At 69.7% G+C, this 21,871-nt stretch carries 28 protein-coding genes and 1 pseudogene; 11 read left to right on the top strand and 18 right to left on the bottom strand.

All coding sequences use genetic code 11. The annotated features are described in order from the left end of the window. Positions 1 to 31 precede the first annotated feature (31 nt). From QSK05_RS12940 to QSK05_RS12930, 3 genes are all read left to right on the top strand, one after another. Positions 32 to 277 (top strand): hypothetical protein, encoded by a 246-nt coding sequence (locus QSK05_RS12940; RefSeq protein ID WP_285597399.1) that lies wholly within the window; start codon positions 32 to 34, stop codon positions 275 to 277. 45 nt (positions 278 to 322) lie between these two features. Continuing rightward, positions 323 to 1,537 (top strand): MFS transporter, encoded by a 1,215-nt coding sequence (locus QSK05_RS12935; RefSeq protein WP_285597398.1) that lies wholly within the window; start codon positions 323 to 325, stop codon positions 1,535 to 1,537. A 113-nt stretch (positions 1,538 to 1,650) separates the two neighbouring features. Beyond that, on the top strand, positions 1,651 to 2,115 hold the full coding sequence (locus QSK05_RS12930) for a MarR family winged helix-turn-helix transcriptional regulator (protein WP_352301370.1): 465 nt from the start codon (positions 1,651 to 1,653) through the stop codon (positions 2,113 to 2,115). Between the two features lie 9 nt (positions 2,116 to 2,124). Here the strand turns inward: QSK05_RS12930 and QSK05_RS12925 are convergent, their stop codons facing one another. Beyond that, complete coding sequence (locus QSK05_RS12925; RefSeq protein ID WP_285597396.1) at positions 2,125 to 2,475, bottom strand: nucleoside triphosphate pyrophosphohydrolase family protein; 351 nt, start codon at positions 2,473 to 2,475, stop codon at positions 2,125 to 2,127. Between the two features lie 160 nt (positions 2,476 to 2,635). Between QSK05_RS12925 and QSK05_RS12920 the strand changes: the two genes are divergently transcribed. After that, on the top strand, positions 2,636 to 4,072 hold the full coding sequence (locus QSK05_RS12920) for a GGDEF domain-containing protein (RefSeq protein ID WP_285597395.1): 1,437 nt from the start codon (positions 2,636 to 2,638) through the stop codon (positions 4,070 to 4,072). A 136-nt stretch (positions 4,073 to 4,208) separates the two neighbouring features. Here the strand turns inward: QSK05_RS12920 and QSK05_RS12915 are convergent, their stop codons facing one another. Then, positions 4,209 to 5,090 (bottom strand): LLM class F420-dependent oxidoreductase, encoded by an 882-nt coding sequence (locus tag QSK05_RS12915; protein ID WP_285597394.1) that lies wholly within the window; start codon positions 5,088 to 5,090, stop codon positions 4,209 to 4,211. A gap of 121 nt (positions 5,091 to 5,211) precedes the next feature. Further along, a complete protein-coding gene (locus QSK05_RS12910; RefSeq protein WP_285597393.1) occupies positions 5,212 to 5,625 on the bottom strand; it encodes a tautomerase family protein in 414 nt (137 codons plus the stop codon). A 107-nt stretch (positions 5,626 to 5,732) separates the two neighbouring features. On the opposite strand from QSK05_RS12910, the gene QSK05_RS12905 reads away from it, so the two are divergent. Beyond that, entirely contained in the window at positions 5,733 to 6,641 is a 909-nt protein-coding gene (locus QSK05_RS12905) for a LysR family transcriptional regulator (protein WP_285597392.1), read from the top strand. A 15-nt stretch (positions 6,642 to 6,656) separates the two neighbouring features. On the opposite strand, the gene QSK05_RS12900 is transcribed toward QSK05_RS12905, so the two are convergent. The 6 genes from QSK05_RS12900 to QSK05_RS12875 form a co-directional block, all read right to left on the bottom strand. Beyond that, positions 6,657 to 7,673, bottom strand: coding sequence for an aldo/keto reductase (locus QSK05_RS12900; RefSeq protein ID WP_285597391.1), 1,017 nt, complete (start codon positions 7,671 to 7,673; stop codon positions 6,657 to 6,659). A 152-nt stretch (positions 7,674 to 7,825) separates the two neighbouring features. Beyond that, positions 7,826 to 8,422 (bottom strand): energy-coupling factor transporter transmembrane component T family protein, encoded by a 597-nt coding sequence (locus QSK05_RS12895; RefSeq protein ID WP_285597390.1) that lies wholly within the window; start codon positions 8,420 to 8,422, stop codon positions 7,826 to 7,828. Continuing rightward, the gene (locus tag QSK05_RS12890) at positions 8,416 to 9,102 is read right to left on the bottom strand and encodes an energy-coupling factor ABC transporter ATP-binding protein (protein ID WP_285597389.1); all 687 of its coding nucleotides are present in this window, start codon (positions 9,100 to 9,102) and stop codon (positions 8,416 to 8,418) included. The genes QSK05_RS12895 and QSK05_RS12890 overlap by 7 nt, the downstream gene beginning before the upstream one ends. Then, on the bottom strand, positions 9,099 to 10,265 hold the full coding sequence (locus QSK05_RS12885) for a thiolase family protein (RefSeq protein WP_285597388.1): 1,167 nt from the start codon (positions 10,263 to 10,265) through the stop codon (positions 9,099 to 9,101). The genes QSK05_RS12890 and QSK05_RS12885 overlap by 4 nt, the downstream gene beginning before the upstream one ends. Then, positions 10,258 to 11,343, bottom strand: a complete 1,086-nt coding sequence (locus tag QSK05_RS12880) for an AMP-binding protein (RefSeq protein WP_285597387.1) — start codon at positions 11,341 to 11,343, stop codon at positions 10,258 to 10,260. Before QSK05_RS12880 ends, QSK05_RS12885 begins: the two co-directional genes overlap by 8 nt. Continuing rightward, entirely contained in the window at positions 11,340 to 11,954 is a 615-nt protein-coding gene (locus QSK05_RS12875; protein ID WP_352301367.1) for a biotin transporter BioY, read from the bottom strand. Before QSK05_RS12875 ends, QSK05_RS12880 begins: the two co-directional genes overlap by 4 nt. 57 nt (positions 11,955 to 12,011) lie before the next feature. On the opposite strand from QSK05_RS12875, the gene QSK05_RS12870 reads away from it, so the two are divergent. Next, positions 12,012 to 12,623, top strand: coding sequence for a TetR/AcrR family transcriptional regulator (locus tag QSK05_RS12870; RefSeq protein WP_285597385.1), 612 nt, complete (start codon positions 12,012 to 12,014; stop codon positions 12,621 to 12,623). A 140-nt stretch (positions 12,624 to 12,763) separates the two neighbouring features. Here QSK05_RS12870 and QSK05_RS12865 read toward each other — a convergent pair whose 3' ends face one another. Beyond that, positions 12,764 to 13,690, bottom strand: a complete 927-nt coding sequence (locus QSK05_RS12865; protein WP_285597384.1) for an AraC family transcriptional regulator — start codon at positions 13,688 to 13,690, stop codon at positions 12,764 to 12,766. A gap of 143 nt (positions 13,691 to 13,833) precedes the next feature. Beyond that, a complete protein-coding gene (locus QSK05_RS12860; protein WP_285597383.1) occupies positions 13,834 to 14,067 on the bottom strand; it encodes a hypothetical protein in 234 nt (77 codons plus the stop codon). A gap of 406 nt (positions 14,068 to 14,473) precedes the next feature. Between QSK05_RS12860 and QSK05_RS12855 the strand changes: the two genes are divergently transcribed. After that, entirely contained in the window at positions 14,474 to 15,343 is an 870-nt protein-coding gene (locus QSK05_RS12855; protein ID WP_285597382.1) for an SDR family oxidoreductase, read from the top strand. Positions 15,344 to 15,376: 33 nt separating this feature from the next. Here the strand turns inward: QSK05_RS12855 and QSK05_RS12850 are convergent, their stop codons facing one another. Further along, entirely contained in the window at positions 15,377 to 16,255 is an 879-nt protein-coding gene (locus QSK05_RS12850; protein ID WP_285597381.1) for a LysR family transcriptional regulator, read from the bottom strand. Here QSK05_RS12850 and QSK05_RS12845 point away from each other — a divergent pair. Beyond that, on the top strand, positions 16,172 to 16,972 hold the full coding sequence (locus QSK05_RS12845) for an NADPH-dependent F420 reductase (protein WP_285597380.1): 801 nt from the start codon (positions 16,172 to 16,174) through the stop codon (positions 16,970 to 16,972). The genes QSK05_RS12850 and QSK05_RS12845 overlap by 84 nt on opposite strands. On the opposite strand, the gene QSK05_RS12840 is transcribed toward QSK05_RS12845, so the two are convergent. The 5 genes from QSK05_RS12840 to QSK05_RS12820 all read right to left on the bottom strand — a co-directional run bounded on the left by QSK05_RS12840 (position 16,959) and on the right by QSK05_RS12820 (position 19,570). After that, positions 16,959 to 17,162: a hypothetical protein gene (locus QSK05_RS12840; RefSeq protein ID WP_285597379.1), complete on the bottom strand. Its 204-nt coding sequence runs from the start codon at positions 17,160 to 17,162 to the stop codon at positions 16,959 to 16,961. The two genes, QSK05_RS12845 and QSK05_RS12840, sit on opposite strands and share 14 nt — an antisense overlap. 77 nt (positions 17,163 to 17,239) lie before the next feature. Continuing rightward, positions 17,240 to 18,220, bottom strand: coding sequence for a M28 family peptidase (locus tag QSK05_RS12835; RefSeq protein ID WP_285597378.1), 981 nt, complete (start codon positions 18,218 to 18,220; stop codon positions 17,240 to 17,242). Positions 18,221 to 18,268: 48 nt separating this feature from the next. Further along, positions 18,269 to 18,592 (bottom strand): alpha/beta hydrolase, encoded by a 324-nt coding sequence (locus QSK05_RS12830; protein ID WP_352301078.1) that lies wholly within the window; start codon positions 18,590 to 18,592, stop codon positions 18,269 to 18,271. Further along, positions 18,552 to 19,130: a helix-turn-helix transcriptional regulator gene (locus tag QSK05_RS12825; protein ID WP_285597376.1), complete on the bottom strand. Its 579-nt coding sequence runs from the start codon at positions 19,128 to 19,130 to the stop codon at positions 18,552 to 18,554. The genes QSK05_RS12830 and QSK05_RS12825 overlap by 41 nt, the downstream gene beginning before the upstream one ends. Before the next feature lie 41 nt (positions 19,131 to 19,171). Next, entirely contained in the window at positions 19,172 to 19,570 is a 399-nt protein-coding gene (locus QSK05_RS12820; RefSeq protein WP_285597375.1) for a nuclear transport factor 2 family protein, read from the bottom strand. 115 nt (positions 19,571 to 19,685) lie between these two features. On the opposite strand from QSK05_RS12820, the gene QSK05_RS12815 reads away from it, so the two are divergent. Beyond that, the gene (locus tag QSK05_RS12815) at positions 19,686 to 20,162 is read left to right on the top strand and encodes a GNAT family N-acetyltransferase (protein ID WP_285597374.1); all 477 of its coding nucleotides are present in this window, start codon (positions 19,686 to 19,688) and stop codon (positions 20,160 to 20,162) included. Between the two features lie 118 nt (positions 20,163 to 20,280). Here QSK05_RS12815 and QSK05_RS12810 read toward each other — a convergent pair whose 3' ends face one another. Beyond that, entirely contained in the window at positions 20,281 to 20,622 is a 342-nt protein-coding gene (locus QSK05_RS12810; RefSeq protein ID WP_285597373.1) for a hypothetical protein, read from the bottom strand. Between the two features lie 27 nt (positions 20,623 to 20,649). Here QSK05_RS12810 and QSK05_RS36340 point away from each other — a divergent pair. Both QSK05_RS36340 and QSK05_RS12805 read left to right on the top strand, forming a co-directional pair. Further along, positions 20,650 to 20,739: pseudogene (locus QSK05_RS36340) on the top strand (dehydrogenase); the annotation flags it as partial. A 408-nt stretch (positions 20,740 to 21,147) separates the two neighbouring features. Next, a partial coding sequence (locus QSK05_RS12805; RefSeq protein WP_285597372.1) for a DUF222 domain-containing protein occupies positions 21,148 to 21,871 on the top strand: 724 nt, incomplete at its 3' end.

The raw sequence follows: 21,871 nt of genomic DNA, 5'->3' as shown, positions 1-21,871 counted from the left end.
CCCACCCGCTGCGCCCGGCCCGCCGGATCAGATGCCGGCGGCACTTTCGGGGCCCGCCCCCCAGGAGAACCACCTCCCGGCCCGGGCCACCTACGACACCGACAGCAGCTACATCGCGGTCGACACCAGCCCGTGGATCTTCGGCAAGAAGGTCCTGCTCCCGGCCGCCGTGATCCGCTCGGTGGACATGGACCGGCATTCCGGTTCACCGATCGGTCAGCCCTTCTCAACCAAGAGCGATAAGGCCACTTGCAGTGGTAGCCCGCGTGCGGAATAGTTTCAGACGTCAGACATTCTTTCCTTGGCCTGGAAGGGTCTCGTCATGCCTATCGGCCTTTTCGCCCTGGCCCTCGGGGGGTTCGGCATCGGCCTCACGGAGTTCGGGATCGTCGGCCTGCTCCCGGAAGTGGCTGCCGACACCGGAGTCTCGGAATCGGTCGCCGGCTTTCTGGTCTCCGGCTACGCCCTCAGCGTCGCCTTCGGGGCCGTCGCCCTGAGCGCCGCGGTGATCCGGATGGACCGCAAGAAGGTCCTGGTCGGACTCATGCTCCTGTTCATCCTGGGCAACCTGATCTCCGCCGTGGCCCCCGGCTACGGCATCCTGCTGGCCGGGCGGATCGTGGCCGCGCTGTGCCACGGGGCCTTCTTCGGGATCGGTGCCGTGGTCGCCGCCGACATGGTCGGGCAGAGCCGTCAGGGTGGGGCGATCGCCCTGATGTTCGGCGGGCTGACCCTGTCGAACGTGCTCGGTGTCCCGTTCGGCACCCTGCTGGGTCAGCAGCTGGGCTGGCGCGCCACCTTCTGGGTGATCACCGCCCTCGGAGTCGTCACGATGATCGGCATCCAGGCCCTGGTCCCCTCCGCCCCGGCCCCGCAGGACACCCATCTGCAGCGCGAACTGGCCGCTTTCCGACGTCCCCAGGTCTGGGTGTCCCTCGCCGTCAGCACCCTGGCCTTCGCCGCCGTCATCGGTCCCTTCACCTACGTCGCCTTCACCCTGACGGACGAGACCGGCTTCGCGACGTCCGCCCTGCCGTGGCTGCTGGTGCTCTTCGGGGTGGGCACCTTCATCGGCAACTACGTCGGGGGTCGCGCCGCGGACCACAACCTGGACCGGACCCTGATGACCGCCCTGGCCGTCCTGACGGTGGTGCTCGGTGTCTTCGCCCTCCTGGTGGACAGCAAGCCGGCCGCCGTCGTCCTCCTGCTGCTCATGGGTACGGTCGGCCTGTCGGCCGCCCCCGGCCTGCAGGTGCGGATCATGGTCTACGCCCCGGACGCACCGACGGTCGCCAGCGGCGCGAACATCGCCGCCTTCAACATCGGCAACGCGATCGGGGCCTGGATCGGGGGCCTGACGATCGCCGCCGGCCTGGGTCTCGCCTCGCCCCTGTGGGTCGGCGCCGCCCTGGCCGTGGGCGGCGTGGGTGCCCTGCTCGTCGGTGCGGCACTCCCCCGCGAGGCCACGGCCGCACCGGCAGCACCGGCGGAGGACGCGCCGTCGGCCTTGGCCCGCCAGAGCGAATCCGCAGGCTGAGGCGACACCACCCGGAAACTACCCGCGTCGTCCGTTCGTTGACGACGCGGGTAGTTTCAGTGGGAGAACAACGCGTCCGCCCGAGGACGTCCGTGGACGAGGAGGCTCACACCATGTCGCTGCCCGACGAAAAGGTCCAGGCGCTGGTCCACGGCTGGCGCCAGCTCGCTGTCCTCCACACCCGCATCGCGGCGCGCCTGGAGCAGGTCCTGCAGGGGCAGTTCGAGCTGAGCGTCAACGAGTACGGCGTGCTGGAACTGCTCTCCCGCCAGGAAGAGCACCACCTGCGCATGGGCCAGCTGGCCACCGCCATGGCGATGAGCCAGGCCGCGACCACCCGGCTGGTCACCCGCCTCGAAGACCGGGGCCTGCTGCGGCGCTGTCTGTGCCCGGACGACCGGCGGGGTATCTACAGCGAGGCCACCCCCCAGGGCGCGGACCTGCTCACCCGCGCCCGCCAGGAACACAACGCCGCCCTGGAGAAGGCGCTGTGCGAGGCCCGGGAGGCCAACCCCGACATGGCTCATCTGATCGAGGCGATCGGGGCCGCCGAGCGCCGGCCGGTGCTGGTGAGCTGACGTGCAGGTTCAGTTCCCGTTCGGAGTCTCCAACCAGGACAACCACTTACGCTGCACGGCAAGCTCCGGATCGATCCCGTGGTGGTGGGCCAGGATCAGCACGTGGGCCAGCACATCCGCCAGTTCGTTCTCCAGATCCTCGCGCAGCTGCCCGGGGGTCCGGTCCCGTGAGCGCCCCTGCCCGCTCACGGCCAGGTACGCCTGGGTGAGCTCCCCCAGTTCCTCCTGCAGTTTGAGGAGGAACCAGGCCGGGTCGCGCTCGATGCCGAAGCGCTGCGCGTAGCCCTGCGAGACCTGCTCGAGCGCAGCGGTGAGGCTGCGCAGGTCTCCACCCCCGAACCTCACCGCATCGTCCGTCATCGTGCCCCCCTGTCGCCGCGACTGCGAGCGCACCACTGTGCCAGGCGCTGTGCCAGGCGCTGGGCCAGGCGCTGGGCCAGGCGCTGGGCCGCCCCGCCCGCTTCACCCCGGCCCCGGACCTGTCGATGACCTCGGCATCGGGAAGTTCGAGGGGGCTGGTGTGCCGGGGTCACGTGGCTGGCAGTGGTACACGTGGGTGTGCGGTGTGGTCGTGCTCGGCTATCTCGCCGTCCCGTCCGAGACGGCCCAGGCAGTGATCGCCGGGCTGGTGTATCTCACGGCGATGGTCGCGATCCTCGTGGGCGTCCGGCGTCACCGGCCGGGAACCAGCTGGTCCTGGTACGTGCTGGCGGTGAAGGTCGCCCTGTTCGGGGCCGCGGAGGTCGCCTACTGGGTGCAGAGCCTGTCGACCGAACGCGACGCCTTCCCCTCGATCGCCGATGCCCTGTACCTGCCCTCGTCCCTGCTGCTGATCGTGGTGCTGATCGCCTTCACCCTGGCCCGTCACCGCGAGTGGGACCGGGCCGGGTTGCTGGACGCGGCGGTGCTCTCGATCGGTGCCGGGATGCTGGCCTGGCTGTACCTGATCTCGCCGACCGCCCACAGCGGTGACCTGTCGGTGCTGGGCCGGACGGTCTCCCTGGCCTATCCGATTCTCGACCTGCTGGCCCTGGCCGTGCTGCTGCGGCTGGCCATCGGCTCGGGCCGAAGACCCGTCGCCTACCGGCTCCTGGTCGGCGGTGTCATCACGCTTCTGGTCACCGACGCGATCTACACGCTGCTCGAGCTGGCCGGGGCCTATCAGGCCGGTGGCGTCCTGGATTCCGGCTGGCTGGTGTCGCACATCCTGTTCGCCTCCGCCGCGCTCCACCCGTCCATGCCCGAACTCTCCCAGCCCACTCCGCCGGTCCCCGAAGGGGTCATCGGCCGGCGCCGGCTGTACGCCCTGGCCGTGGCCAGCCTGATGGCCCCGCTGGTGCTGATCATCGAGTGGCTGCGTCACGAGGCTATCGACGCCCCGGTCATCGCGGGCGGCTCGATCGGGTTGTACCTGCTGGTGCTGGCGCGTCTGCACGGTGTGGTGCAGCAGCTGGCCTCCTCGCTGGACACCGCACAGTCCCAGGCCAACACCGACCTGCTCACCGGCCTGGCCAACCGCCGGCTGTTCTACTCGAGGTGGAGCCGGTCGCTGGCCGAGGCTCCCGGCCCGACCGCCCTGCTGTACCTGGACCTGGACGGCTTCAAGGCCGTCAACGACACACTCGGCCACGAGACCGGTGACGCTGTCCTGCAGACGGTGGCCGACCGCATCCGGCAGGTGGTGCGCAGCGGTGACGTGATCGCGCGCCTGGGCGGTGACGAGTTCGCGATCATGCTGCCGGGGGCCACCGACGAGCACGCGGGCGACATCGCCGCCCGGATCGTCGCGGCCGTCTCGGTGCCGATGACGATCCAGGGAGCACCGGTGCGGGTCGGGGCGAGTATCGGCGTCATCCTGGCGCCCCCGGGCTCCGACCCCGATACCGAGATCAAACGCGCCGACACCGCGATGTACGGCGCCAAGACCGCCGGCCGCGGCCGGGTCGTCCAGGCCTGAGACCGTTCCCGGCCGGATCGGCCGCTCCGCCGACCACACTCTCCCGCGAGCCGCCCCCGTGGGCCAGGTCCGGCGTCCACCATTCAAACAGCCGATGGTGGACGCCGGAACGCTCCCGGACCCGTCGTGGGTCCCCTCAGATCTCCCGCAACCGGGGGACGACCTTCTCGGCCAGAGCGGTGGCCCAGGGAACCGGGTTCTCGTACGGGGTGGGTGTCAGGGCGACCAGGCTGATGCCCAGCGCCCTGTACTCCTGCATCTGGGACAGGAACGTGTCCACGTCACCCAGGACCTCACCGCGAAAGAGCATCGTCTTCTCGATGGCGTCGTAGTCGGTGCCCAGGCGATCGCAGTGCCCGCGCAGCACCTCGAGCTTGTGCCGGATCGTCTCCAGCCCCTCGGCGCCGGGCGCCCCGAACAGGTTGCAGGCCTGCCCGTACTCCGCGACCAGCCGCAGGGTCTTCTGCTCCCCGCCGCCACCGATCATCACCGGGACGCTCCCCCGGCGCGGCTGCGGAAGGTTGATCGTCTCTTCCAGCTGGTAGTGCTTGCCGCGGTAGGCGCCGTCGTTGTCCGACCACATCTGCCGGCAGATCTGCAGCGTCTCCTCCAGCCGCTCGAACCGCTCGGCGGTGGACGGGAACGGCACGCCCAGCCCCGCGTGCTCCCGGTCGTACCAGGCCGCCCCCAGACCGAGCATCGCGCGCTCACGGGAGAGGACGTCCACCGTGGAGACGATCTTGGCCAGCAGACCCGGGTGCCGGTAGGTCACCCCGGTGACCAGCAAACTCAACCGGACGTTCTTCGTCACGCCGGCCAGGTATCCCAGGGAGGTGTACCCCTCCAGCATCGGCTCGAAAGGCCCTCCCGCGTGGAGCATCTGGAACCAGTGATCCATCACCGTCAGCAGACTCACGCCACCCTCGTCGGCAATCCGCGCCGTCTCGGTGAAGCGGTCGGTCAGGGTCGTCTCCCACTCGGGGTGGGTGAATGTGAAGTAGTGAATGCCGAGATCCATGAGGTGCCCTTTTCCCTTCCACCACAGTTCTTGGCACCGGCCGGACGAGGCCGATGCGGTCGGCACCACCTTAACCCCCGAAACGGAGGAGCATCCGGATCTCGGCCGGACGTGCCGGACGTCAGGCCCCGACCTCGACCATGCGCTCGTCGTAACCGGTCCGGGGGTTCACCACCCGGCCGGCTGCCCACCAGTTCTCCCGGGCGGTCTCGATGATCATCATCGCCAGCTCGTGTTCCGGCACCCCGGCGCCGGCCAGCAGCCGCACCGCAGCCGCGAAGAGCGCCTTCTTCTGATCGGCGTCGCGGTGGTTGAACGAGAACGCGATGAAGATCATCCGCTCGCTGCGCGGCAACCCGAACACGACGTCGTCGTGCAGCAGGTTCCCCTCGGGCAGTTCGTTGAAGATGTGGAAGCGGTCGTCCGCCGGAACGTTGAGCACCTCCACCATCGCCTGGTGCAGTGCGGTGGAGATGGCCAGACGCTCGTCCTGCGTCCGGGTCCCGGCCTGGAGATTGATGGTGATCAACGGCATGGCGTACTCCCTTGGTTCTTCTATCGATTTCTCTTGCTACGGAAGCTAGGTCGCCTTCTACTCATGAGACAAGCGCAAGTCCTGCGTCCCCCCTATGCTTTGTTCGCATGGACCTGAGTCTCGGTACCCTGCGCATCATCCGTGAGGTCGCGCAGCGCCAGAGCTTCACTGCCGCCGCCCGCGAACTCGGGTACAGCCAGTCGGCCGTCTCCCGTCAGATCGCCCACGCCGAAAAAGTCCTGAAGAAGCAGCTGTTCGATCGTCAGACCGGAGGGGTCCGACCCACGGCCGCAGGACTGGTCCTGGTGCGGCAGTCGTCCATCGCCCTGGAGGCCATGGACGCCGCGGAACGTGAGATGTCCGGTGCACCGCTCCCCACGGCCGAGGTGCGTCTGGGATACCTGCCGGTTGCCGGGCCCCTTCTGCTGCCGGCCCTTCTGGCGAGGATCAGCCGGGCGCAAGCCGCGATCGAGGTGTCCACCCGGCAGGCGACGACACCGTCACTGGTCCGGGCGCTACGGGCAGGCGCGCTCGACCTGGCCGTGCTCACCTCCCGTCCGCCCCATCGCGCCCTCGATCAGGAGACACCGCCGCTGCGGTCGACCCCGTTGACCGACCTGTCCCTGGCTCTGGCCGTACCCCTTCACGGCCGGTTCGGGGGCAGAGCGTCGGTGAACCCCGAGGAGATCAGGGACGAAGCCTGGATCGTCGACCGGTCTCCCTCGGGCGAAACGGTTCTCGGCGTCTGGCCCGGCCTGCCGGGCCGGCCCCGGATCCTGCACCAGGGCGCCGACTGGCTGAGCAAGCTGGCGCTGGTGCGGGCCGGGGCCGGCATCACCGTCGTGCCGGAGAAGCTTCCGGCCGAGGTGCTGGACGGTATCCACATCACCCACCTCGTGGGGGTGCCCCCGGAGGTCCGCCGCGTCAGCCTGGCCTACCGGCCGGGACGGACCGGACCGGCGGTGCGTACCGTGGGCGAGGCCCTGAAGGCCGTCGTGGCCGAATCCTTCCGCTGAGAGCTGCCCGCCGATTCAGCGGCGGCGCGCCTCGGGGGTGAGTTCCGCCGCGCCGTAGCTGTTGTCGTCCGGGTTCAGGGTCACGCCGGGGGCCACCAGCTCGTCGATCCGGTCCAGCACGGCCTCGCTGAGCTGGAGGTCGGCCGCCGGTAGCTGCGACTCCAGCTGCTCCATCGTCCGTGGCCCGATGATCGCCGACGTCACGCCCGGGTGGTTGATCGCGAAGGCCAGGGCCAGCTCGATCAGCGTGATGCCCTCCTTCTCGGCCAGCAGCGCGAGTTCCTCGACGACGTCGAGCTTGCGCTGGTTGGCCGGGCTGGACATGTCGAACCGGGCGTTCGGGCGGGCCGCCGAGGTCGGCCGGCCGGCCGCGTCCTTGCGCCAGCGACCGGACAGCCAGCCACCGGCCAGCGGGCTGTAGACCAGGGTGCCCAGGCCGTGGCGCAGTGTGGTCGGCAGGACGTCCTCCTCGATCCCGCGCACCAGGATCGAGTACGGCGGCTGCTCACTGACGAACCGCTCCAGATGCCGCTCCCGCGAGGCCCACTGAGCCTCGACGATCTGCGAACCCGAGTACGACGAGGACCCGATGTAGCGCACCTTCCCCTGCCGGACCAGGTCGGTCAGGGCGCCCAGGGTCTCCTCGACGTCCATCACGGCGCTGGGGCGGTGCACCTGGTAGAGGTCGATGTAGTCGGTCCCCAGCCGGCGCAGGGAGTTCTCGACCTCCCGCACGATCCACTTCCGCGACCCACCACCGTGGTTGGGCGCGTCGTCCATCGGCATGAAGAACTTCGTCGCCAGGACCACCTCGTCGCGGCGGCCCTTCAATGCCTTCCCGACGATCTCCTCCGACACCCCGCCGGAGTACACGTCAGCGGTGTCGACGAAGTTGACACCGGCGTCCAGGGCCCGGTGGATGATCCGGATCGAGTCGTCGTGGTCGTCGTTGCCCCAGGGGCCGAACATCATCGTGCCCAGGCACAGCGGGCTGACGGACAACCCGGTGCGTCCCAGAAGGCGGTATTCCATGGTCTTCCTCTCGTCGGAACACCACCAGTGAACGTCTCCGGCCCTGACCTGGGGAGTTCCTGTCATGACCGGTACTGGCACTACCCCCCGGCGGACGGGCGGCTGCGTCCGGGAGGTCATGCCAGTTCATGGAGCACAACGGCGTCGACAGGTCACCGCACACCCCGGGCGCTCAGCGCATCGCCCAGCGCATCGGCGTGCTTGAGCGCCACGACCAGGAACGGCAGGGCGAAGTGCCGCAGACCCGGCGGTGCGCCGCGAGCGCGCTGGGCCTCACGGACGTCGTGGGCGAGTCGGGCGAGCACGGGCAGCATGGTGATGGTCACGATCAGCAGCAGGGCCACGCGTTGCCGGTCGATGCCGATCCGGTCCAGCGGTTTCAGGCCTTGCTCGAGGGCGTCCAGCAGGGCCCCGACGGGCGTGGTCAGGGCGATCAGGGCGCCGATCACCAGGGCCGCGCCCACCCGGGTGGTGTTCGCGGCCGCCCGCTCCGGTCCGAGGAACAGGAGCTGCCCGGCCGCGGTGACCAGGATCGCCCAGCGGACGGCCACCAGCTGACGGCCCAGTTCCCGCAGGCCGACCCCCGGCACGGCATAACAGCCGACGGCGATGACGGCCGCCACCGCCGGGCCCGGCCGGCTCACCGGCAGCAGGCCCACCCCGAGCACGATCACCATGAGCAGCAACGCTTTCGGACCGGCCGGCAGCCGGTGCCAGAGGCTGTCACCGGCCCGGTAGAGGCTCAGCACGCGAGGTGCTCCTCGTAGGCGGTGACCACCTGGTCGGGGTCGCCGGCCGCGGCGATCGTCCCGTCCTTGACGAAGACCACCCGGTCGCAGCGCTGAGCCAGGTTGAGGTCGTGAGTCACCAGCAGCAGCCGGTGCGAGCCTTTCTCGAGGAGATGACCGGTGACCCGGCGGGCGTTGCGGGCGTCCAGGTACGCGGTCGGCTCGTCGGCGATCACCAGCTCGGGTTCCCGCACGAAGGCCCCGCACAGGGCGAGCAACTGTTTCTGCCCACCGGAGAGGTCGTGGGCCGAACGGTCGGCGATCCCGTCCAGTCCGAACCGCTCGAGCGCGGCCTGGACCCGACGCCGTTTCTCCTCCCGTGGAAGCTTTTCCGGGCGCAGGGAGAACGCGACGTCCTCGGCGACGGTCGGCATGATGATCTGTGCGTCCGGGTTACTGAAGACCATGGCCACCCGGTGCCGTAATCGGGCCGCGTCCCGCGCCGGGTCCAGCCCCAGCACACGCACCGTGCCGCTGGACGCCGTGATGAGGCCACCGACGAGCCGGGCCAACGTGGACTTCCCCGAACCGTTCTCGCCGATGACGGCGATCGTGCGGTCATCCAGCGCGCAGGTGACGTCGTGCAGTACCTCCACGTCTCCCCCACGCACGCTCACCTCGTCCAGAAGCAATCCGCTCACCGGACCACCTCGACGACCGCCGCGACCCCCATACCGCCACCCACGGACGCGGCCGCCACCCCGAGCGTCCCCGCCGGGGCACCCGCGCGCACCAGACGGCTGAACAGCCGGACCAGGCCGACCGCGCCGCTGGCCCCCCAGGGGTGACCCAGTGCGAGAGCGCCACCGTCGGCGCAGACCCGGGGATCGTCGTCCTCCATTCCCAGCCGGGCCAGCACGGCCAGTGACTGTGCCGCAAAGGCTTCGACGATCTCGAAGGCGGCGACGTCGGCGACGGACGCACCGGCGCTCGCGAGCGCGGCCTGTACGGCCGGGGCGGCACCGATGCCGGGAAGGGCCGGATCGCAACCGACCACGGCCTGTCCCCGCACCACGAGACCGGGTGCCCGGCCCCGCATCCGCCGGGGGATCACGGCGACCGCCGCCGCGCCGTCGCTGATCCGCGTCGAGGTTCCCGCCGTGAGCGTGCCGTCGGGGAATTGAGGACGCAGTCGGGCCAGCAGGCGTTCGTCCCACCTGATCGAGTCGTCGGCGAACACTCCTTGCAGAGGGACGATTTCGTGGTCGAAGCGTCCGGCGTCGCGGGCCGCGCGGGCTCGCCGGTAACTGCGGGCGGCGTGGGCGTCCTGGCGCTCGCGGGTGATCCCGTCGGCGTCGGCCAGGGCCTGCGCCGCGGCCGGCATGTCCGGGTCCGGCCAGCCGGCCGGGGTGAAGGGCGCTCGCGCGTAGCTCTTTCCGCCGACGGACCGGGTCGGGGCGGTCGAGGCGCTCTCGACGCCACCGGCCAGACGGGGACGGTCGTCGCCCGCCTGGATCGCCCGGACCGCCTCGAGGACGGCGGCCAGACCACTGCCGCACTGCCGGTCGACGGTCGCACCCGGCACGCTCACGCCGAGCCCGGCGGCGAGCGCGGCGATCCGGGCCGGATTACCCCCGGGCCCCCTACAGTTTCCCAGCACGACGTCGGCCACGACGAGGGGCGCACCGGTCGCGGACCCGGCATCGCCCAGCACGTGGCGCAGGACGGGTGCGGCCAGGTCTTCGAGGCCGAGCCGGGCGAAAGCACGGCTGCGCGTGGTGATCGGGGTGCGCCGGGCGGCGACGATGACCGCATCGGCCCGTTCCTGGTCAGGCCGGTCAGGCTGGTCAGGCTGGTCAGGCAAGGCGGGGCACCTCCCCGGCGAGAGCCCGGCGCCGGGCCTCGGCGCGGGCGGGTTTCCCGGAGGCGGTGCGCGGAATCTCCCCGGTGAACCACACGCGCGGACGATGGGCGGTGGCGAGCCCGGCGTCCACGGTGGTGCGCAGATGGCCCGCGGTCAGGGCCGGGCCGTCCGGTTCCATCAGGGCCGCGACGATCTCACCGACACCCGGTGCGGGGATGCCGAAGACCACCGCGTCGCGGACCCCGGCGATCGTCCTCACCTGGGCTTCCACCTCTTCGGGGACAACGGTGGCCGACGCGGTGAGGATGGCGCTGTCCGCCCGCCCGTGCAGGGTGAGCACGCCCGGGTCGAGCGGGTCGAGGGAGGCGAGATCGCCGACGGTGCTCCAGGCCCCGTCCCGGCGCAACGGGCCCGCCCCGCCCAGGTAGCCGAGCGCCGCGTACGGCGTGCGCACCCACAGCTCACCGTCCCGCACGTCCAGATCCACTCCGGGGAACGCCCGCAGTCCCGTTCCCTCGTCGAGGGCGACGAAGGACAATTCGGCCGCGCCGTAGTAGGAGACGACCCGGATTCCCCGGTCCTCGGCGGCGGCCCGCAGGGACGGGTCGAGGTGGGAACCGCCCACGAGGGCGACGCGGAGCCGGGGGTGGGTGTCGAGGACCGTGCGCAGGGCGTGCGGTGTTCCGTGGAACGAGGTGGCGTCCCGACCGTCGAGCACGGGGTGGGGGCCGCCCTCGAGCGCGTGGGCCAGGGAGAACAGCGTCAGGGACGAGGCCGGTGGCCCCGGGAGCAGCACCTGGTCGGTGAGGATCGCCGAGATCGCGGCGAAGGATCGCTGCCACGACGCCGCCGTGCGCAGGACGACGCGAGGTCGTCCGCTGGTCCCGGACGTCAGGGTCGCCCAGGCCACATCGTCGGGCACCGCAGCGGAGGACACCAGGTCGCGCACCGCCGACCAGTGCGCCGCCGGCCAGCGCTCGTCGCCGACCAGCGGGACGTCTCCCCGGTGGCGCACCTCGCGCAGCCGGTCGAGCAGTTCGCCGGGCGCACCCGGCAGCACGACGATCCGGGACGTCATCGTCGGGCTTCCGCGCGGGAAGAGCCCCCGGCCCAGGTACGCCGGAACGCGCGGGGGTAGGCCCGCAGGAGGGTGCCGACGGTGCTGGTGGCGATCACCGCCTTGATCAGGTCGCCGGGGACGAACGCGAGGCTGAGGACGAGGGTGCGCCCCAGCGGCAGTCGGGTCACCAGGCTCTGCACGGGGATCCCGATCGCGTAGACCACGAGGATGCCGCCGATCAGGAGGCCGAGCGCCGTCCGGAGCAGGGTGGGCCTGCGCGACGAGGCGTGCACGATCAGCCCGGTGACGAAGGCCCCGGCGACCCACCCGAAGAGGTAACCCGCGGACGGCCCGGCGAACACCCCGATGCCGCCCCGCCCACCGGCCAGCAGCGGGAGCCCGGCCGCAACGAGGACGAGCAGGACGATCATCGACAGGGCGCCGAGCCGGGGACCGAGGATCGCCCCCGCCAGCATGACCCCGAGCGTCTGCGCGGTGATCGGAACCCCGCCGAACGCGCTGAAACTGCCCGGCAGCCCGAGCGCCGCCGTCAGCGCCGCGAAGACCGCCACGCGCGCCAGATCCGTCGCATCGACCGGTCCGAGCGTCGGACCTTGCCCTTTTGCCATCGACTCGCCCTCCTGAACGGTGTTCACCTGAACAGCGTTCATGACCATAATGGGCCAATGGCAGGTTCGGGAAGTCCGCCCAGAAGAACACGGGACGACGTGGCCGACATGGCCCTGCACCTGCTGGACGAACGTGGACTGCCCGACCTGACGATGCGCCACCTGGCCACCGCCCTCGGCGTCCAGCCCAGCGCCCTGTACTGGCACTTCCCGAACAAGCAGGCTCTCCTGGCCGCGGTCAGCGAGCGGATCCTCGCGCCCGTGGGCGAGGTCACGGTCGAGAACCTGACCGTGCCGCAGGCCGTGCTCGTGGTGGGCGCCCGGATGCACGAGAGCCTGCTCGCCCACCGCGACGCCTCCGAACTGGTGTCGAGCTCACTGGCCCTCGGGCTCGTGAACTCCCCCGTGCGTCCCCCATTGCTGAGCGTCGGGCGCGCCCGGGGCGTGCCCGACTCGCTGTCGGAGGTGGCGGCCGAGGCGGTCATGCACTTCGTGGTCGGCTTCACGTTCCATGAGCAGCAGCGCCTCGTGGCAGATGCGCTCGGCCTGCTCGAGACCGACGACATTCCCTCTGCTCAGGACCCCTTCACCGACGCGCTGACGATGATCGCCCAGGGTCTCGCGGCGTCCCTGGACCAGCATCAGGGCCACCCGCCCAAGAGGCCATGACAGGGCACCCCTGAGGGCGTTGTCCAGCAAGCATGGACGAGTCGCTCAGATGTGCCGTGTGGGGCCGGGCCCTCCCCGAGGTCGAGGCCCTGACCTGGGACGGCGTGCGGGTGCGCAGCGGAATTGCCCGGGCGTCCAGCTCACGACCGGAGCGCCAGTTGCGCTTCTCGGAAGTGACGCGGTGACAGGCCGGTCGCGGCCTTGAAGGCGGTGCTGAACGCACTGTTGGACTTGTAGCCGAGCGCTGCCGCCAAGTCGGTGACCGAGGTGGTCGACGTGCCGAGTTCCCTTTCGGCCAGCCGGATCCGCCATTGCTGCAGATAGGTCATCGGGGGGACGCCCGCAGTGGCCTTGAAGCGGTCGATGAAAGTGGTACGCGACATCGTCGCCAGGCGGGCGAGCTCGGCCAGCGACCAGTCCCGGCCCGGATCCGCGTGCATGGCTCGCAGGGCAGGGCCCAGCCCGGGTTCGGCGATGACCCGCAACCAGCCCACCGGCAGCGAGGTGACGTCCGCCAAGTAGGCGCGGAAGACCTCGGCCAGCAGCAGCTGTGCATGCTGGTGGGCCACGAAGCTCGATCCGGGCGGGTTCGTGGTCATCTCCCTCAGGATGCGCTGCAGCAGCCAGCCGATGGCGTGGGCCTCCTCGGCCACCGCCCGGATGCAGGTGATCTGCGGCAGGACGGCGAGCAGCAGTTCCTCCCCCATCCGGTTGACCTCGACGTGGCCACCGACGACCGCCACCTCCTCGCCCTCGGCCACGCTGATCACGCCGGTCTCGCTGCTGGTGAAGGCCTCCGTCAGATCCGCGTTCTCACTCTGCGGATCGTCGGCCAGGACCACCTGCCGCCAGCCGTTCACCACGGCGACGTCGCCGGTGCGCAGCAGCACGGGCTCCGGCCCTTCGTCGACCGAGAGCCAGAGCGAACCCCTCGCCACAGCAACCAGTTTGAGCTGAGCCTGCGGCCAGAACCGCAGGCCCCACGTTCCGCCGGCGGTGAACCCGCCCGAGACGACACAGCGGGCATCGATCAGGGCCAGCGTGTCCGACAGAGGATCCCTGGGCATGTCCGTACTTTAGCGCAACTTTTGCGGCCTCTACGTGATTCACCGACCAGACGTGGGCGTTTAGCTTGATGACGTGAACCACGAAAGGCGCCCCGGAGGTACGCGGCCGACCTCTCTTCACACCAGCACCAACGACCTTCTGTTCAGGGGAATCCCATGCTCACCACGTCAGAGATCCAGCAGCCCATCGGGTCCGGCTTCACGGCGTCCTCCACCGCCGATGACGTGATCGCCGGCATCGACCTCACCGGAAAGACCGCCATCGCCCCTACGAGTTCACCCTGGCGTACGGCCAGTCCAAGAGTGCCAACATCCTGCACGCGGTAGGCATCACCGCCCACGGCGAGGATGAGGGCATTGAGGGGTTCTCCTGCCACCCCGGCACCATCGTCGAGACCAACCTCTCCGTCTGGGCCTCCACCGCGGATCTGCAGGTCCTGGGCACCCTCGACCAGGACGGCCTGCCCTTCTACGACCCGGAGACCGGCCTCAAGAACCCCCAGCAGGGCGCCTCGACACAGACCTGGCTGGCCACCGATCCCCGGCTGAGCGGACGCGGCGGGGCCTACGCCGAGAACACCGAGATCTCACCCCTGGTCCCGCTGGCCTCCGAGCAGGAGGTGCACCAGCAGCGCATGCAGGGCACCCGTCCGGTCGGAGTCGTCCCGCACGCGGTCGACCAAGCCACGGCGGCCCGCCTGTGGGACTGGACCAGCGGCCTTCTGGGCTGACCGACTGCTTCACGTTGTCCCGGAACGTTTTACGACTCGAAGGAGCACCACCTTGTCCACCGTCCTCATCACCGGAGCAGCAACCGGTTTCGCCCGCCTGGCCGTCGAGAGCCTGCTGGACGCCGGCCACACCGTCGCCGCGACCATGCGTGACGTCACCGGACGCAACCAGCAGGCCGCCGGCGAACTCGCCGCCCAGGACGTCACCGTCATCGAGCTCGACGTCACCGACGAGGACAGCGTCCAGCGTGGCGTCGCCCGGGCGATCGCTGAGCTGGGCCACATCGACGTGGTCGTGAACAACGCCGGGCTGGGAGCCCTGGATCTGCTCGAGGGCTTCACCACCGAGGATCTGCAGAAGGTCTTCGACGTGAACGTGTTCGGCGTGCACCGGGTCAACCGCGCGATCATCCCGCACATGAAGGCGCGCCGCAGCGGCCTGCTGGTCCTGATCTCGAGCCTCACCAGCCGTCTGGCCATTCCGTTCCAGGGCCCTTACGGCGCCTCCAAGGCCGCCGCCGAGAACTTCGCCGAGCTGTACCGGGCCGAGTTGTCGCAGCTGGGTATCGAGTCCGCGATCATCGAACCGGGCGGCATGCCGACCGAATTCATCGGCAAGCTGAGCGGTCCGAGCGAGCCCGAACGCCTCGGTGACTACGGCGACGTCGCCGCCCTGCCGGCCGGTTTCCTGCAGGCCTTCGAGAGCACCTTCGCGGCCAACCCCGCCCAGAGTCCCCGGTTGGTCGCAGACGCCATCGTCGACCTGATCAATCTCCCGCACGGCGAGCGGCCGTTCCGCACGGTCGTCGACAGGATGGGCCTGGGCGACCTGGTCCAGCCCCAGAACGAGCGGATGGAAGCACTCAATCAGCAGCTCTACGACATGTTCCAGATCAGCCACCTGCTCACCGTCAAGCGCTGAACCGAGGCCCTAGGAACTGGAAAGGCTTCCCAGCTACCACATTTCGTAGTTCCCGCACTCGGCCGTGACCTCGGCCGAGTGCTGGGCCGCGGCGAGGAAGTCGTCGACCCCGGACGGGGCGCCCGACGCCGCCACCGCGAGACACACCTCCTCGGGCGCCAGGTCCACGACGGGCACGTAACTGATCTGTGGGTGGGAGTAGAACACCGTCGCCGAACGGGCCAGGAACGCGATGCCGCGACCGGCCGCGACGTGCTCGAGCGTCTCGTCCACCCCGCGCACCCGGTACCCGGCGTCGGGGTGGGGATGCCGGGTGGGCTGCGTGCCGGCGTCGGCCGACCACAGCAGCGGCTCGCCCGACAGGTCCGCCTCGGTGATCTGCTCCTTGCCGGCCAGGCGGTGGCCCGCGGGCAGCACCGCCACCCGCGGCTCGGTGTACAGCGGGATGACGCGCAGGCCGGCCTCATCGATGGGCAGGCGAACGTAGGCGATGTCGATGCGGCCGTCGAGCAGCATCGCGGCCTGGTCGTCCGCCTCGATCCGCTGCATGTCCACGGTCACACCCGGGTTCCCGGTGGCGAACCGGCGGATCGCCGGGGTGACCGTGATGCCCGCCCGGAAGCCGACCATGAGCCGCTGTCCGCTGCGCGCGGCCGCGGTCACCCGGCGGCGGATCGCCCGGGTGGAGGCCAGCAGCGGGCCGGCGTCGGTCAGCAACTGGCGGCCGGCGTCGGTCAGTGCCACGCCGTGACTGTCCCGGATCAGCAGCGGGGTGCCGAGATCTTTTTCCAGTGCGCGGATCTGCCGACTGAGCACCGGTTGTGCGATGTGCAGCTCCTCGGCGGCGCGGCCGAAGTGCAGGGTCTGCGCGACGGCGACGAAGTAGCGCAGCTTGCGCAGGTCCAGATCCATGAAGCCTCCCGGTCCGGCGATGTCCTGAGGGTATCGCAGCCGCTGAAAGAGGTCTTGGACACCTCATCGAGCCGGTGGCACCGTCAACTGCGCACCCCGAAACCTTCTGGAGAACACATGAACTACGCAATCATCGGCTTCGGCACCATCGGCCAGGCCCTGGCCAAGGCCTTCGCCCGCAGCGGCATCCAGGTGTCCGTGGCGACGACCCGCGCCCCGGAAAGCCTGGCCTCCGCCGCGGCCGCGATCGGGCCCGAGCTCGTCCCCACCGATCTGGCCCAGGCCCTCACTGCAGACATCATCTTCCTGGCCGTCCCTTTCGGATCACACCCGGATGTCGCCCGGGCGCTGCCGTCCTGGACGGGAAAGACCATCGTCGATGTGACCAACGCCTACGGTGTCTCCCCCGAGCAACTGGGAGACAAGTCGTCCGCCCAGGTCGTCGCCCAGGCCTTCACCGGGGCCAAGCTGATGAAGGGCTTCAATCATCTGGTCGCCGGAGTTCTCGAGCAGGATCCGGCCGTCCAGGGCGGTAGGAGGGTCGTGTTCCTGGCGAGTGACGACGAGGGTGCGGCAGCGCAGGTCGGCGCGCTGGCGGAGGCTCTCGGGTTCGCGCCGGTCGATCTAGGCGGTCTCGCGGAGGGCGGGCTGCTGGTGCAGGCGAGCGGAACCACCTGGGGTCAGCTGATCTTCAAGGATCTGGTCACGTTCGGCTGAGCGATCCCGGGTCGCGCATCTCCTGGCGATTCTGCCGGGGCAGGTCCGCGAGGCGCGGGAACGGCTTGTCCCAGGGGCCGTTCCCGCACTCGGGGCACGGCGGCACGACCCCCGTCGAACTCGCCTGCACGTGGTAACCACAGAAGCAGGTGCCGGAGGATGTCTCGTGCGCAGGGAACGGATCAGCCATGCAGACATCTTCCCCGAGGTAGCGCCCCACGCCACTCGATGGTGCCCCCAGACCCCCTGGACCTGCACCGACCACCCTCAGAACCCGCGCGCAAGAGCCCGGACCACCGCCGTCGACAGCTGGGCCACTTTCCCGAAATCGACTTCCTCCGCGACATCTTCGGGAAGGTGGTAGCGGTGGTTGCGGAACGACGCGGTGCAGGTGAGCATCAGGGACGGCACGCCCCTGTCCCAGAACGGCGCGTGGTCGGAGCGGTCGAGGTTCCTCAGGGGGCGCGCGATCTGCGTCACCAGGCGACCGGCCAGACCGTCCGGACGCGGTTCCTGACCGACCAGAACACGTACCCTGTCGGCACTCTCACGGATGGTGTCGGCGGCCCGGCGGGACGAACGCTTACAGATCGCCAGGACGAAGTCGCCCCGGCCGTCCTGGCTCGCGATCTCGGCCGCGGCCTGCGGGAAGACCCACCTGAGCACACCCACCTGCTGGGAGCCGGGCTCACTGGTGAAGGTCCCGACCGACTCCAGGCAGACCACGTGACGAAGCCCCTGCCGGAAACGACGGTCACCGGCCAGAGCCCGCGAACCCATCTTGCCCAGCTCCTCCATGTCCACGAAGGCCAGCCGCACCACGGGCGGGTCGGGCAGCGTGGCCAGCAGCCGCGCGCACTCCAGCACCGCGGCCACGCCCGAGGCGTTGTCGTCGGCGCCCGGACTGTTCTCGACGCTGTCGACGTGGGCTATCAGGAGCACGGCGGGGGCGTCCGGGGCGTGCTGCGGAAGGTGGGCCAGCAGGTTCGTGCCCTCCAGCCGGCGGTACAGCCGGACCCGGCGCCACAAGGGTGCGGTGCCGCCCTTCTCCGTGACCCCGATGGCCCAGCGCATCACGAAGGGAACGTGCCGGGTCGTCCATCCGTAGCCGTCGAGCTCGGTGGCGATGTAGTCCATGGCCTGCTGCAGGGCCTGCGGGTGGTGCCGGCGCCCACGCGGGCCGGCCGCCAGGGTCCGCACGTGTTTCTCCACCCGCTGCTCGTCCGCAGTCTCCGGTGCACCGCTCATCTGGTGTGTCTCCTCCTGAAGGGTACGGGGTCGCCTCGTCTGGCGGGGTCATTCGTCCGGCGTGCCCAGCAGGCGCGGGCCGCCGGTGTCGCGCAGGGTGAGCGCGAGCGCCGCCGTGAGACCGCCCCCCGCACTGGTTCCCGCGGCGATGATCCGGTCCGGGTCAATGCCCAGCTCGGCCGCGTGCTCGACGGTCCACAGCAGACCGGCGTGGACGTCGTCGAGGGGCGCCGGGTGGGGGTGCTCGGGAGCGAGCCGGTAGGCCACCGACACGAGCGTCGCCCCCAGGGCCTGTGCCTCGTCCAACAGCGGATCGAGGACGATGCGGTGGTCACCGCTGAACATGCCGCCACCGTGCGTGTGGTAGATCACCGGACGCGGTCCGGCCGGGCCGACCGGGGTGCAGATCAGCAGCCTTGACCCCCACCGGCCCGTCGACGGTCCGCTCGCTGATCTCGAAAAGGCCACCGCGCTCCAGTGTTTCTGTCGGTGGTACCTCGGTCGCGTCCTCGGCCCGTAGTGCGTCCAGCCGGTCGGCGGTCACGGGCGCCGGAGCGGGGACGATGTGCGGCTGTAGTTCGGCCATGACGGCGACGATCTTGGCGCGGGCGCGGCGGGCGGCCCCCTGGTACGGCGAGGACTCCAACAGCGCGAGCCCGGCGAGCACCGCCAGCGACTCGGCAGCGGACAGATTCAGCGGCGGCAGCGAATACTCCCGCAAGATCGAGTAACCGCCCGCCGCACCGTGATCGGCGTAGATCGGGACCCCGGCACTCTGGAGCGATCCGATGTCCCGTTCGATCGTCCGCGAGGACACCCCGAACTCGGCGGCGAGCCGGGCGGCAGACCACGGCCGACGGGCTCCACGGAGCAGGTCGACGAGGGCGTACTGCCGCTCGGCTCGCTTCATACCTCAATTCTGCCAGAGACAGTCACTTTCAGCGTCCTACGTCAGCTGCGCATGCTCCGCTGCCCACCGACCGACCAGACCCGCCGGATCCGGCCGTCCTCGGCGAAATCGAACACATCGACGCCACCCGCGCGGTGGCCGCCCACCTCGACGTCCCACAGCAGCCGGCCGTGGTCCCCGTCGATCGCATCGGCGACGCCCGTGAAGGCCACGCCCGGGTTCTGCCCGTGCCACCAGCCGAGATACTGGGCGAAATCCTCGGCGGTGCGGATGTCGTCCGCGGGGGTCGACCCATCAGGCTCGGTCACGGCGAAGCGGATGCGGAAGTCGTCGGCGCAGATCTGCCGGGCAATGCCGCCGTCGGTGTTCCACATCGTCAGCCACAGATCGAGCGAGTGCCGGGCCGTGGAGGCGGTCGTGGGGTTCGCGTTCTTGGTCATGCAGCCACTCTTGAACGCCGACGCGACAACGGTGTGTCGGTGTTCCCGGGATTGCCGCACAGCAATCAGAGCACTTCACCACCGTCGACGTTCCGGGTCGGCGATGATGGAAGGCGTGAACGCACCGCAACGGGTCAGCCTGAGAACTGTCGAAGACCGCGATCTCGCTCTGTTCTTCGAGTACCAGGCCGATGCGGGGGCGGCCGCGATGGCCGCCGTCGCGTCGCAGGATCGCGATCAGTTCGATGCACACTGGGCGAAGATCCGTCTCAACCCGACGGGGCACCTACGGACCGTTCTCGTCGACGGGGCCGTTGCCGGGCATGTTGCCTGCTGGCAGGACCAGGACCAGGAGCAGTGGCTGATCGGCTACTGGATCGGGCGCGGTTACTGGGGCCGTGGCGTGGCGACGCAGGCAATCAGACTTTTCGTGGACGAGGTGACGAACCCGTCGCTCCATGCTCACGTTGCCGCGCACAACGCCGGATCGATCCGCGTCCTGGAGAAATGCGGCTTCCACCAGGAGCAGGTCCCTCACGCACCCGGTCCTGGCGATGGGATCGCGGAGCTACATTTCGTGCTGACCCGGTAGAGAAGGCGCGCTCGAGAGCTGGCCGACCCGTCGGCCGGATCAAGGAGCCTGGTACCGGTGTGACCCGGTGCCGGATCACCGGAAAGCGACTCACCCCGAGAACTCCGGGTGGCACCGTTTACCGGATCGAATCCAACGCCGAAAAATAAAACATCGCAACGACGCTCAGCGCCATGATCTCACCCGATGCGATCACCGACACGAGGACCAGTCCGCCCACACCGGCCAGCGCCATCAGCATCGCTCCGTCCTGCGGGCCCTCACGCCCCCAGCCACGCACGAGCGATCGAACGCCGAGGACGAGGCAGACCAGCCCGGTCAGTCCCACCAGCCGGGCCCAGTCGACCGCCAGAGGCTGTGATTTCCCCGCGAAGCCATGGCCCTGCGTCACCTGAAGCAGAGTGATGCTGATCAGCACGACCTTGACCATCACGGCGAGCACGGCGAGCACGGCGAGCAAGGCCGGAACGACACTGGAAACACTCCGGCGGTCGTCGCGTTGTTTCTCGCCTCCGACGACTCGTGGTACGTCAACGGCCTGGAACTGGTCGTGGAAAGCGGAACCACCGCCATCTGAGCCCGGATTCACTTTCGCGACCAGGTGCCTTCGGGGGCGCCAGGACCACGTGTACCCAGTTTTTCACCGGCACGGCCAGTTTCGGTGGATCTCGAAGAAGATGATGATCTCCTGGACGATGCCGAGTTGGTCCCGCCGATGGCACCGGCCGAGCCGATTGGCGCCAGACCCATGTCGGCGCCCGACCCATGACGGCATCATCAGCCCTGGAACCATCGTGACATGCTTCTGGTCATTGATTTTCATTTCATCTGGCGGTGCAACCCTCGCCCTCCGGCCCGGCAACCCCAAGTAGGAAAACAAGCCCACATGGCATAGAATTCGAACAACTGTTCGATCCGACGGTGCGGGGGCGCGGTCATGCAGGAAAACGTGTTATCAGCCTGGCCCCAGGTCAACCTGGCGGCCATGTCACCTCTCGACCTTTTCCAGGAAGTTGAAAGCTTCTCCTGGCCTTCATCTTCCGAGAACCACTGCCTGGGCACGGCCACCGCAGCCGAACGCGTCAAACGCTACCTCGACGCCGTCCAGGCCCAATCCCTGGCCCAGGCAGCAACCTTGGCGGCCCAGGCCCAGACCGTCCCACCCGGGGCCACGTTCGACCCGATCAACGGCATCGACGCCGTCGCCGCCGAAAGCTGCCTCTCCCTGAGCATCACCCGCACCACCGCCACGAACCAGGTCGTCAACGCGGTAGAGATCTGCCAAGACCTCCCCGCCATCTGGCAACTCGTCTACCAGGGCACCTTCGACTGGCGCGCCGCGGTCTCGGTCAACACCCAGATGCGCAACCGCCTCACCCCCGGCAGCCCCGCCTGGGAAGCCGTCCAGAAAGCCCTGGCCCAGCACCTACCCGGCAAGAACCAGCGCCAAGCCATTCACGCCGCCCAACGCGAGATCCAGAAAGTCAACCCCAACGCCGCCCGCAACCGCTACGAAGAAGCAGTCAAAGAAAGCTGCGTCTACGCCTACCCACTGGCCGACGGCATGGGCGGACTGACCGTCAAACTACGCGCCGACAAAGCCATGCTCATCCACTCCATGCTCGACGCCCTGGCCGACAGCTACCGCGACGCCCTCCGCCGAGCCGGCATCCCCGACACCCGCAGCCACCAAGAACGCCGAGCCGACG

Source organism: Kineosporia sp. NBRC 101731 (genome assembly GCF_030269305.1).
Classification (GTDB): Bacteria; Actinomycetota; Actinomycetes; order Actinomycetales; family Kineosporiaceae; genus Kineosporia.
This window is presented reverse-complemented; position numbering and strand designations above follow the sequence as displayed.

What these genes read in the sequence shown, in the direction of transcription:
- QSK05_RS12925 (WP_285597396.1), bottom strand. Translation starts at nt 2,475, where the DNA reads ATGACGGACGATGCGGTGAGGTTCGGGGGTGGAGACCTGCGCAGCCTC.
- QSK05_RS12825 (WP_285597376.1), bottom strand. Translation starts at nt 19,130, where the DNA reads ATGAAGCGAGCCGAGCGGCAGTACGCCCTCGTCGACCTGCTCCGTGGA.
- QSK05_RS12915 (WP_285597394.1), bottom strand. Translation starts at nt 5,090, where the DNA reads ATGGATCTCGGCATTCACTACTTCACATTCACCCACCCCGAGTGGGAG.
- QSK05_RS12870 (WP_285597385.1), top strand. Translation starts at nt 12,012, where the DNA reads ATGGCAGGTTCGGGAAGTCCGCCCAGAAGAACACGGGACGACGTGGCC.
- QSK05_RS12910 (WP_285597393.1), bottom strand. Translation starts at nt 5,625, where the DNA reads ATGCCGTTGATCACCATCAATCTCCAGGCCGGGACCCGGACGCAGGAC.
- QSK05_RS12840 (WP_285597379.1), bottom strand. Translation starts at nt 17,162, where the DNA reads ATGGCTGATCCGTTCCCTGCGCACGAGACATCCTCCGGCACCTGCTTC.
- QSK05_RS12880 (WP_285597387.1), bottom strand. Translation starts at nt 11,343, where the DNA reads ATGACGTCCCGGATCGTCGTGCTGCCGGGTGCGCCCGGCGAACTGCTC.
- QSK05_RS12865 (WP_285597384.1), bottom strand. Translation starts at nt 13,690, where the DNA reads ATGCCCAGGGATCCTCTGTCGGACACGCTGGCCCTGATCGATGCCCGC.
- QSK05_RS12930 (WP_352301370.1), top strand. Translation starts at nt 1,651, where the DNA reads ATGTCGCTGCCCGACGAAAAGGTCCAGGCGCTGGTCCACGGCTGGCGC.
- QSK05_RS12900 (WP_285597391.1), bottom strand. Translation starts at nt 7,673, where the DNA reads ATGGAATACCGCCTTCTGGGACGCACCGGGTTGTCCGTCAGCCCGCTG.
- QSK05_RS12905 (WP_285597392.1), top strand. Translation starts at nt 5,733, where the DNA reads ATGGACCTGAGTCTCGGTACCCTGCGCATCATCCGTGAGGTCGCGCAG.
- QSK05_RS12850 (WP_285597381.1), bottom strand. Translation starts at nt 16,255, where the DNA reads ATGGATCTGGACCTGCGCAAGCTGCGCTACTTCGTCGCCGTCGCGCAG.
- QSK05_RS12940 (WP_285597399.1), top strand. Translation starts at nt 32, where the DNA reads ATGCCGGCGGCACTTTCGGGGCCCGCCCCCCAGGAGAACCACCTCCCG.
- QSK05_RS12820 (WP_285597375.1), bottom strand. Translation starts at nt 19,570, where the DNA reads ATGACCAAGAACGCGAACCCCACGACCGCCTCCACGGCCCGGCACTCG.
- QSK05_RS12835 (WP_285597378.1), bottom strand. Translation starts at nt 18,220, where the DNA reads ATGAGCGGTGCACCGGAGACTGCGGACGAGCAGCGGGTGGAGAAACAC.
- QSK05_RS12935 (WP_285597398.1), top strand. Translation starts at nt 323, where the DNA reads ATGCCTATCGGCCTTTTCGCCCTGGCCCTCGGGGGGTTCGGCATCGGC.
- QSK05_RS12875 (WP_352301367.1), bottom strand. Translation starts at nt 11,954, where the DNA reads ATGGCAAAAGGGCAAGGTCCGACGCTCGGACCGGTCGATGCGACGGAT.